Genomic DNA, 10,599 nt, shown 5'->3' with positions numbered 1-10,599 from the left:
AAGAAGGTTTATAGGTTTTCCTATTTAATAACCTAAATACATTATACAAGGAAGTGCTATAATGCCTCAAATGAATAAAGGTGGAAAGTTTGTATTTGGAAAATCTTTAGTACGAGATGATTTAAGTGTTCATCTACCTACGCAAGCAATTTCAGAGTATGATATAACGTCAGAAAAGAAGGTGTATTTAATTTCTGGAAGCAAGATAACAGGTGGGTTTATTGTGACTAGAAAAGGACTTTTATATCCCTCAAAAATAGGAAATATATTAAAAGATACACCAGAACTATGTGAATATAAATTAAAACAAGGACAATTTGTTAAGTATAAAGGAAGATTATATTGTTGGGTATCTATATCAGATAATGGGATTATTCAATTAACAGAAAGTATGTTAAAAATTCTTGATATTTCAATAGGAACAGAGCTTTTATCAATTAGAAGTAGTGATATTGCATTTTGTATGGGTGCAAAAGGACCACTATTAGAAAAAGCAGACAACTTTGATGGAAAATTAGAAGTATATTGATTCAAATATCATTTAAATGCTAGCAAATTTTTTAATGAAGTAGGTGATATCAAAGCTGAAATAGGATAAGTCTATAGGTCAATTTAACCGACCTATAGACTTATCCTATTTTTATGCCTGAAAATTAAAAGAAAGCATATCAAGCCACTAAGGGAGCAGTGTGCCTTCTTGATATATTTTAAATTTGATTAGCAATAAATAGGGCAGTATAGTATAATTAATATAGTTAGCTTCCGCTAACAGGTTGCTTAAATATAGTTTTTTAATAGTATAAAGACAAGAAAGGAGCTTGCAAATGGAGCATAAATTTTATATAAATTCAAGAAATGGGCATGCCGATATGCTAGAGCAATATACGACTATGCATGAGCAAATTGGGGATACTCGTTTCTTGCCTAACCACGATATGAGTAAAGGCATCGTTTATGATATAAAACCAGAGTATGGTAAGGGAACCATACAAATATATAATTTGCTAGGCAATATTATGTTGCTCATCTATGATTTTGTGTTTTATAAGGATATAGTGACGGTATTTGATTTAACTAGTAATTATTTTGAAATTGAATACTGTATAGATGGATGCATGTATATAGAAGAAGAAAAAACAGGAGATACTTACTTTGGCTCGAATAATTTATCCATCTCTTTATCACAGGATATGAAAGGTATAATTAAGCGTTGTGCAGATCAAAAGTATCAAGGAGTTTCAATAACAGCCAACAAGCATGCACTTTCTTCTTATTTTGGAAGTACCGGAATAGGTGTATGGAATGATACGATAGAAAGATTGGAAGATCAGATTCGCTCGGAGTATTATTTAGGTTTAAATACTTCTCCTGAAATAGCTGCTGCTTTTCTACAGATATTTAATTGCCGCCTTCCTACAAAAACCCGTACTTTATTTTATGAAAGTAAGGTTATGGAAATATTATCAATGATCGTATCCAATGAAGTTATGAAGTGTGAAAAATACGAGTTAACAGCACTCACCCCTTATGAATTACAAAAAATCAAAGAAGTTCCTCAAATTTTGCTTGAACAGCCATTTGAATTACCAAGCATTCTTTCACTATCTAAAAAGTTGGTCATTAATCCTAAAAAACTGAACAAAGGTTTCAAGCTTGTTTATGGAGATACTATTTTTAGCTATCACAGAAAGCTTTCTTTACAACGGGCTTCTTCAATGCTTTTAGACACAGATAAATCAATTAATGAAATTGCCTATGAAATTGGCTATTCAAGCTCTAGCAATTTTTGTGCAGCATTTAAAAAGCAATATGGTATTACCCCATTAAAATATCGGGAATCCTCCTTACTGCGTAATGTAGAATAAGTTTTACTCGTAAAATGATTTAAATACGTCGTACTTTAACCACAGGTTTATACTTGTGGTTTTTATTTTTAAGAAGAGTCTCTTACTCAACATAAATCGGCATCGTAAGCAGTATAGTCCATAAGTATTTATGCTGTACAATAACATTATTAGTTAGCTCAAACTAACTACTTTTAATACAGGAGGGATATACATGCTTAAAAAAACAACATCCATTTTATTGGTAATCATCTTTTGTACCGCATTGGCGGCTTGTTCGCAACACTCCACAAAAGAAAATGAAGTTTCCAATTTAGTATCAATCAATCAGACCAGTACTCCACAAAATGACAATTATTATCCTTTGAAATTTACTATTTATGACGATAGAGGAAACGAAGTTCAGCAGATTGTTAATGAGGAACCAAAGAGAATTGTCGTAATTGGGCAGGGACTTGCAGAGTTGATTATTCATTTTGAAGAAAAAGATAAGATTGTAGGACTGGCCTATCTAGACAAATCCTATTCCAAATATGAGGAACAGATTAGACATCTTCCGCTGATCACGGATACGTGGCCTTCTAAGGAATCTATTATTGCTCTAAAGCCGGATTTAATTGTTGCTATGTCTTCGGCATTTACCGACGAACGCCTTGGCAACATTTCGTTTTGGAATGAAAGAGGAATTCCTGTTCTTTCAGGTATTAACTATACCATGGGTCGTACAATTGACAGCTTTTTTGATGATATCAACAATTTGGGAGTGGTATTAAATATTAAAGATAAAACAGATATTTTTGTAGAGGATCAGAAAAAGCGAATTAAAGTTATTCAGGACAAAGCCTTACAGGCAACTAATAAACCACGGGTTTTGCTCTTTGCTGGAGGTCAAAATAATACTTATTACTATTACGGGCCTACTCTCTGTGTCATCGATGAAATGGTAGAAGGTGCAGGTGGTGAATACATAAAAGTATCAAAGGATACCTATGTAGAAATGTCTGCTGAATCTATCCTTTCCATTAATCCTGATAAAATTATTGTCACCGAGTTCCAAAGATCCGATAGGGATGCAGCAAAACATTTATTACTTGACAATTCAAGTCTAAAAAACGTTACTGCTATTAAAAAAGAGAATGTAATGGTGGTTGATTATACCAATGCTATTCGAGGAGGACTTGATCTTGCGGATTTATATGAGGATGTCGCCGAGTTTGTTCATCCCGAATTGTTTAAGGAGGAATAGGGATGATTTCAACACAAAAAGGAGAACAAAAGAATATCACGCAAACTTTTAAAGGTAGTTTGCAAAAGCGGTCTGCATTCTCAATAATTTTTATAATTTTGCTCGTTGCTGTTGTTGTATCGGTTGTAATTTCAGTATCCATTGGACAAGTATCGATACCCTTTCGGCAATCTTTTAACATATTGAGAAATCAATTGACTGGGTGCCAAATTGGTAATGCTAGTGAGTTGGTAAACAGTATGTTTGTGGATATTATTTGGCAAATCCGATTTCCTAGGGTTCTGTTGGCAATGATTATGGGAGCTGGGTTGGCACTTTGCGGAGTAGTAATGCAGGCTTCCGTACAAAATCCTTTGGCTGATCCATATATATTGGGAATTTCATCTGGAGGTGTCTTAGGAGCAACATTTTCAATTATGCTTGGGTTTGGAGCTGGAGGAATGCTCGGAGAATTTAGAGTAGCATCATGGGCATTTATTGGCGCGTTGAGTGCAGCATTACTTGTTCTGGGACTTGCCAGTATTGGAGGAAAAACATCTTCTGTCAAGCTAGTTCTAGCAGGAACTGTAATCAATGCCATATGCAGTGCTTCTTCAAACTTTATCATTTATTTTGCGAAAAATTCAGAGGGTATACGGTCTGTATCCTTTTGGACAATGGGAAGTCTGGCATCAGCAGCGTGGAATATTTTACCTTTTGTGTCTGTGGTGGTAATTGCAGCAATAGTATTTTTCCTGTTCCAATCAAGAATAATGAATACTATGTTAATGGGAGAAGAAACCGCAATCACCTTGGGTGTTAATTTAAATTTTTATAGGCGGTTGTACATGGTGATTTCCTCTGTGGTAACGGGTGTTTTAGTTTCCACCTGTGGAATTATTGGATTTGTAGGTCTTATTATTCCACATATTGTACGAAGTGTTGTAGGGTCAGATCATAAACGACTAGTTCCTACGGTGATTCTTTTTGGATCTTTATTTATGATATGGACAGATATTTTTGCTCGAACAGTAATTCCAAATGGAGAACTGCCAATTGGAATCGTTACTTCACTTCTTGGTGCACCTGTATTTATATATATACTAATTAAAAAAAGCTATGGGTTTGGAGGGAGATAAATTGAAATTAAAAGCAGATCATATATCAGTCACTTTATCAGGTGTAGATATTGTAAAAGACATCAGCATTAAAGTGGATAATAAACAGTTTGTTGGAATCATTGGGCCAAATGGGTGTGGAAAATCTACCTTTCTGAAAAGTATTTATAAAGTTATTAAACCGCAAAATGGCATTGTATTTTTGGGAGACAAGGATGTTTTAAAATCATCTGCACGGGCTATTTCAAAAGATATGGGTGTGGTAGGCCAATTCAATGAATTGAGCTTTGACTTTACTGTCCACGAAATGGTGATGATGGGTAGAACACCGCACAAACACTTAATGGAGTCTGATAATATAGAGGATTATAAAATCGTAGCCGATGCGCTAGAAAGAGTTAACTTGATGGAGTATGGGGATAGAAGCTATTTAACATTATCTGGTGGTGAAAAACAACGAGTAATATTGGCTAGAGCAATTGCTCAAGAACCTAAATTTCTAATACTCGATGAGCCGACCAACCATTTGGATATTAAATACCAGCTTCAGATTCTATCTGTTGTCAAATCATTAAATATCGGTGTTCTTGCAGCTCTACATGATCTTTCTATGGCATCTGTTTACTGCGATATTCTTTACGTACTTAAAGATGGACAGATCATATCTTCAGGAAGTCCAAAAGCAGTGCTAACGAAAGAACTTATAAGGCAGGTTTATGAAATAGATTGTGAGATTTACTCCAATCCCATTACTGGTGATTTAGCAATCGCATATCTGTCCTCTAATAAATAGGTGCTAGGAGGGAATAAAAAGATGGAACTTGATATGACCAAAGGAAATCCTTCACGGATTATTCTAAAATTTTTCATTCCGTTATTTATCGGAGACTTGCTTCAACAATTTTATAGTATTATTGATGCAATTGTAATAGGGAAGTTTGTAGGCACAGATGCATTTGCAGCAGTTGGTTCTTCAAGTGCTGTAACTGTGTTTATAACTTCTATTTTACTAGGACTTGCTATGGGTACTTCAGCAATTTTTTCCCAACTCTATGGCGGCGGGCAGTACGATGAACTGAAAAAAACGATTTCTACTGCCTTAATATTTTTATTTTGTGTAAGCGTGTTGATTACGGTTGTAACATCAGTTTTTTTACCTCAGATTATTACTCTTTATCAAATGCCAAAAGAAACTGCTGTTTATGCTAGAGATTATTTAAAATATGTTTTTTATGGTTTTATTTTTGTCGGGATGTATAATGCGTTTGCTTTTTTATTACGGTCATTTGGGGACTCAAAAACGCCATTATATTTTTTAATTGCTTCCTGCATATCAAATCTTATTTTAGATTTGGTTTTTGTAGTAGTGTTTCGCATGGGGACTGCAGGTGCAGCGATTGCCACGCTCCTTACACAAGCTTTCGCTGCCGTTGGATGCGGTATTTATACAATAAAACGAATACAATTTCTGAATTTCCAGCGGAAAGACTTAATATTCAGCACGTCTGTTTTTAATAAGATTGCTACTTTTTCCGTATTGACAGCGCTGCAACAGTCAATTTCCAGTTTCGGAATGATGCTTATTCAGGGATTGGTTAATACCTTTGGGTCAACGGTTATGGCTGCATTTGCAGCTTGCTCCAAAATCGACTCTGTTGCCAATGCCCCTTTGCAAGATCTAGGTAATTCTTTTTCTACTTATACTGCACAGAATGAAGGTGCTGGAGAAATAAAAAGAATTCGGGAGGGATTTCGTGCGACTACAAAGATTATCATAATCCTGTCGGCAGTAATCAGCATTATTGCATTTATTTTTGCCCCAAACTTAATCACTCTTTTCGTAAATAAAGATGCAACAGAGGTAATAACTGTCGGTGTTGGTTATCTTAGGATTATTTCCGTATTTTATGTATTGCTCGGCTTTATTGTTATGTTTTATGGATTTTTCAGAGGCCTTGGAGCCATTAAAATATCCATCTTGATGACTATAGTGTCACAAGGATTAAGAGTATTGTTAGCCTATTCATTCGCACCTATTAGAGGCTTTTCGGGTGTTTGCTGGGCTATTGTTGTAGGATGGCTTTTGTCAGACTTATTAGGATTTTATATGTACAAAAAAGTTATGCTGCAAAAGGATGGTTAGTTTAATCACTGTTCTTTTGAATACAGATAAAAGTATACCCGCCAAATAAAAAAATGTGAGTTTGGCGGGAACTTCTTTATTTCAAAATAATATCGAAAGGAATGAGGATAATTTTGAAAAGGTCAAAGATATGACAGTATTGAATGTGCATGCTTTGTCTTTTACTTCTTAGGAAACTAAGTTATTTATTTTTGAGATAAAAAGTTGTAGCTTCATTTAATAAAAAGGTAAAATAATATATTGTAAATCGAATGCACCCATTGGTTGCCAAATTGATACAGTATGTTTTTTGCTGATTTATAAATTATTGGTATAATAAAAAGTAACAAGGAGGTGAAAACCTATTAGTTCAGTTTGGAGATAAATTGCAGAAAGCTGTACCTTCTTTGAAGTTTCAGCAGATGAGTTGTTAGATATTAATTTTCTTAAAAAAAGTGAAGAAAAGTAAGATTTAATTAATAACACTATAAATCAAACTAGCATTAAGCCAAATAAAAGAGGATTTGTTTGCATAGTATTTTCTTTTACAGTAGTTTTGTTTATATATGTCGTGACAACTATAATAAATGCTTTTGTTTTCTTTTTTTCAGGAAGCTAAACAACTACCATGCTTGCCACTAAAGGTAGGGGGTACTTAATGTCAAAATTTCAGATTTTGACATTAAAGAAGAAATAGGTGAATGTTTCATACATCAGTAGGTTAATGCGGGGTAGAGATAATTTTATTTTATGGTGTAGGGAGTGAGGAAGTGCAAAACGAATCGATAGTAATAAATGACAATCATAAACTATTAACTGGAAATCTCTTAAAATCAATCGCACTTGTGGCCATGTTTATAGATCATATAGGACATACCATAATATGGAAGTCATATTTAAAAGCTTGTGTAGTTGACCGAGTACATTTAATGGGTGATATTATACCAGATAAAGCTAAAAAGTTGTATCTAATTTATATAATCATGCGTAGTATCGGGCGCATTGTATTTCTTATTTTCGCTTTCATGTTGGTTCAAGGTTTTTTACATACAAATAATCTTAAAAGATATAGTCTTAGAATATTAATATTTGCTCTGATTTCGGAAATCCCATTATTAATATTTTATATTTTAGTTGCTATGATTATTACTTTTTTGATTAATTCGGATTGTGGAGTTGGTGGTATTTTATTTATTGCAGGTTTATATATTTTCAGGAATCGACCTGTGTGGCAACTTATTGCTGGAATAATCTCCTTAACCATTATGGCGCTTAATTTCATGTGGATACAATTGTTTGGAATCACATCTTTTATCTTGCTTAGAAATTATAATGATTCTGTTGGAAAAGGAAATAAATATTTGTTTTATATATTCTATCCTTTTCATTTATTAATGCTGAGAGTTATTGAAAATTTTCTCCTTTTATAAATGTACCCAGTCGCAAAGGGGATAGTTAGGTATCCGTGATATCATTATTATTATCTCAAGGTTCAGTGAATCTGTAACATTGATTACAAAGTAAGTAGATGTATGTTTCATGTCAGAAATGTCAAAAAGACAAGCTTTAACGAAGTTTGATTAGTTTTTGCTACATTTGATAGGAGGTGACAAGAAATGTCGAAGAATGCCGTGAAGTGTGTGAAATCAATGGGTTGACAAGTTTGTTCTGGGAAGATATAATGATAAGAACCATTAGCAAATAAAAATAATTAGAGTACCCTGTTATTAAGATAATTATATAGTATGGGTTTTAATATTTTGGTTCTATGTTGGATATATAGACTTAGTTTTTTGCAGTTTATTATATTATATCTTTACAACCAAAGCATTTAATAAACATATAATAGTGGACTAGCTATCAAATGTCAAGGGATAATTTAATTTACCTCTATAAGGTATAGAGTTTCTGTTAGAACCCGTCAAGAATGGTACAATTAAAATATACAATTAGTAAAAATAAGGAAGTAGATCAAATGTACAAGTAAAAAAGAACCACCAACACATTTAGCTACAGCCTAAAATTGGATAGGGACTTGATATAACTTGTTTAAATAGACAGTATTACAAGCTTTATTTAATCATAGACATGTTCAGTAGATTAATAGTAACTTATGAGGTTGGGAAGAAGAAAAGACTGAATATGTGAATATCTGATAAGGAAATTTACTTTATCGCAAAGAATAGCAAGTAGACCTATAGCAGAGGTTCCAGACCAATGGTAAGTCGGAGGAGAAAAAGGCAAAGTACCCAGATAAAGGATTGGAGGTGTGATTTTAGAAAAAAACTACTGGATATTTAGGATTAATCCTTTCTAGATGTAATTATAATAGTGGGAAAGGTTTAGTTATTATCTAGTAACACAGCAGAAAATATAAAAAAGATTATTGACAATACAGATTAGGCAAATGATTAAAACTTATTAAATGGATGTTGCTCAAAAGATGTTGTAAGATTATCAATCATCATTGAACTGTTTGAAAGGAGAGTTAAAATGAATAAAAGATTAACTTATCGTGTTACATCATTTTTGATGTCTGTTATAATGTTATTAGGAATGTTTGTTGTTCCTGTTCAAGCTTTTGCCACTGGTTCAGTAATTACTTTAAAAGAATCAGATAAAGTTATTGAAACTGACGATATATATCTATATGCGGAAGATTATCAAAAGTATATTATAGCTGCTACAATACACAAAGAGACAGGCAGAATATTTGTATCATTAAAGTATCATGATGATGATGATATTTCTTATGAGTGGGAAATGCATGTTGATGACTTTGATATAATAAAATTAGATGAAAACAATGATATTTGGTCACTCATAGTTGATAAAGCTTTAAATAATTTTGAAAATGCTACAGAAATTTTTATACCAGATCTAATAACAGTAAAAGAAATGGACGAAACAGAGCATGATGAGAATGAAAATAGTGCAAGCAGTTCTGCTAATGCAGATATGTTAAATGACTTGTTACCAATTCATGGAAAAGAATATTCTTGAAAAACTTTATACACTGATAAGGTAACAATTCCTAATAAAATTTTACGAATTAAAGAAGATATGGAATACAGATTTAGTAAATATACTACACTTACAACACGCGCGATGAGCGTTGCTACATTTACAATAAGTGTTCTTGGGCTTAAATCTAATTGGATTGGAGCAGTAAGTTTTTTACTTGGTATAGCTGGAGATATGATTGAGGCGGGTAAAAAAATACAAGAACATGTATGTAGAGTAATGTATTTTAGATATTCAAATGTAGATAGTTCATCTTATGCTTATACTATGGTTACTAAAACTATTGAATATAGGGGATTTGAAAATATTTCTGGTTATGGAAGAGCGTTTGTAGCTACTGATACTGATTCAACATATTATTCAAATGAGAAGTTATTCAATAGTCATTCTGCACATGCAAAAGAAGCTAAATCTGAGTATGATACTCAGGGACCTAGATAATTAAAAATACAGAGAGGGGCTTGCATGAACAATGCAAGTTGCTCTCTTTAAGAGAACTCCGACAAAAGTGAAGGTGATTATATTGAAAGAACGAATTGTAGTTTGGTTAAATAAAAATAGCAATCATATTTTTAAGATTTTCTTTGGATTTTGGTTTCTAATATCATCTTATTTCTTATTTCCTATTCCACGAGCATTAAGTTTATCAAGAAATTTGGGCGTTTTTTCACACGTTGTTGCTTATTATATGGGAATATTATTGTTTTTCGGAGCATTTTTTTTGTCTAAGAAGGTTTCAACAAAGGTAAGCCTATTTATTTTCATCATTTTAAATATCATATTAGCAGTACTTTTTAATAAAGTTAAGGTGATAAATTTCAATTACTTTGGAGATTCTATCCTTAGATTAGTTGCCTCATTTGCTTGTTTGGCTTTTATAAGGCACGCTAGACAAGTAAATCATACTCTAAAGATGCGAAAAAATAATCAAGAAATGAATCAAATGACCATTTATCCTAGAGACGTTCAGAAAAAAGTAACTAAAGGTGTTTATCGTTACACTACTTCTGATGAGGATTTTTGGATAAAAGTACAGGATGATACTGCTACTATAGAATATCTTTGCTCTTTTTGCATTTTATTTTTTGTGTTTTTGGTACCAAATGAATATTTAGACTCTTCAACTATTTTTGTGATTATTATTAGTATTTTCCGTCTTGTGAAGCATAAATGGGTTTTAGTTGATAAAGATGGTAAAGTAGTATAACTATTTGTAAGCGTTAAATAGGTTCTTTCCAATATTAGGTGAATATAAATTGATTTATA

The 10,599-nt window shown here is 32.7% G+C and carries 10 protein-coding genes; all 10 read left to right on the top strand.

The features are described from left to right. Positions 1 to 61: 61 nt before the first annotated feature. The 10 genes from ABWP20_RS17565 to ABWP20_RS17520 all read left to right on the top strand — a co-directional run bounded on the left by ABWP20_RS17565 (position 62) and on the right by ABWP20_RS17520 (position 10,540). Positions 62 to 529 carry a hypothetical protein gene (locus ABWP20_RS17565; RefSeq protein ID WP_353097606.1) on the top strand — a complete coding sequence of 156 codons (468 nt, stop codon included), beginning with the start codon at positions 62 to 64 and terminating at the stop codon, positions 527 to 529. Between the two features lie 295 nt (positions 530 to 824). After that, positions 825 to 1,865: a helix-turn-helix domain-containing protein gene (locus ABWP20_RS17560; RefSeq protein WP_353097604.1), complete on the top strand. Its 1,041-nt coding sequence runs from the start codon at positions 825 to 827 to the stop codon at positions 1,863 to 1,865. A gap of 193 nt (positions 1,866 to 2,058) precedes the next feature. Further along, positions 2,059 to 3,090, top strand: coding sequence for an ABC transporter substrate-binding protein (locus ABWP20_RS17555; RefSeq protein ID WP_353097602.1), 1,032 nt, complete (start codon positions 2,059 to 2,061; stop codon positions 3,088 to 3,090). 59 nt (positions 3,091 to 3,149) lie between these two features. Continuing rightward, positions 3,150 to 4,208 carry a FecCD family ABC transporter permease gene (locus ABWP20_RS17550; protein WP_353097600.1) on the top strand — a complete coding sequence of 353 codons (1,059 nt, stop codon included), beginning with the start codon at positions 3,150 to 3,152 and terminating at the stop codon, positions 4,206 to 4,208. 1 nt (position 4,209) lies between these two features. Next, complete coding sequence (locus tag ABWP20_RS17545) at positions 4,210 to 4,980, top strand: ABC transporter ATP-binding protein (RefSeq protein ID WP_353097598.1); 771 nt, start codon at positions 4,210 to 4,212, stop codon at positions 4,978 to 4,980. A 21-nt stretch (positions 4,981 to 5,001) separates the two neighbouring features. Then, positions 5,002 to 6,330 (top strand): MATE family efflux transporter, encoded by a 1,329-nt coding sequence (locus ABWP20_RS17540; protein ID WP_353097597.1) that lies wholly within the window; start codon positions 5,002 to 5,004, stop codon positions 6,328 to 6,330. 749 nt (positions 6,331 to 7,079) lie between these two features. After that, entirely contained in the window at positions 7,080 to 7,739 is a 660-nt protein-coding gene (locus ABWP20_RS17535) for a TraX family protein (protein ID WP_353097596.1), read from the top strand. Between the two features lie 1,063 nt (positions 7,740 to 8,802). After that, positions 8,803 to 9,312 carry a hypothetical protein gene (locus ABWP20_RS17530; RefSeq protein ID WP_353097595.1) on the top strand — a complete coding sequence of 170 codons (510 nt, stop codon included), beginning with the start codon at positions 8,803 to 8,805 and terminating at the stop codon, positions 9,310 to 9,312. 60 nt (positions 9,313 to 9,372) lie between these two features. After that, a complete protein-coding gene (locus ABWP20_RS17525) occupies positions 9,373 to 9,774 on the top strand; it encodes a hypothetical protein (protein WP_353097593.1) in 402 nt (133 codons plus the stop codon). Positions 9,775 to 9,856: 82 nt separating this feature from the next. Then, positions 9,857 to 10,540: a hypothetical protein gene (locus ABWP20_RS17520; RefSeq protein ID WP_353097591.1), complete on the top strand. Its 684-nt coding sequence runs from the start codon at positions 9,857 to 9,859 to the stop codon at positions 10,538 to 10,540. The last annotated feature ends 59 nt before the right edge of the window (positions 10,541 to 10,599 follow it).

It is taken from the genome of Tissierella praeacuta, from assembly GCF_040396155.1.
In the GTDB taxonomy this organism is placed as follows: Bacteria; Bacillota; Clostridia; order Tissierellales; family Tissierellaceae; genus Tissierella; species Tissierella praeacuta_A.
Note: the sequence above shows the minus strand (reverse complement) of the source record. Positions and strands in the feature narration are given on the sequence as shown.

Coding starts and splice junctions, on each gene's coding strand:
- ABWP20_RS17565 (WP_353097606.1), top strand. CDS start 62: ATGCCTCAAATGAATAAAGGTGGAAAGTTTGTATTTGGAAAATCTTTA.
- ABWP20_RS17560 (WP_353097604.1), top strand. CDS start 825: ATGGAGCATAAATTTTATATAAATTCAAGAAATGGGCATGCCGATATG.
- ABWP20_RS17555 (WP_353097602.1), top strand. CDS start 2,059: ATGCTTAAAAAAACAACATCCATTTTATTGGTAATCATCTTTTGTACC.
- ABWP20_RS17540 (WP_353097597.1), top strand. CDS start 5,002: ATGGAACTTGATATGACCAAAGGAAATCCTTCACGGATTATTCTAAAA.
- ABWP20_RS17530 (WP_353097595.1), top strand. CDS start 8,803: ATGAATAAAAGATTAACTTATCGTGTTACATCATTTTTGATGTCTGTT.
- ABWP20_RS17525 (WP_353097593.1), top strand. CDS start 9,373: ATGGAATACAGATTTAGTAAATATACTACACTTACAACACGCGCGATG.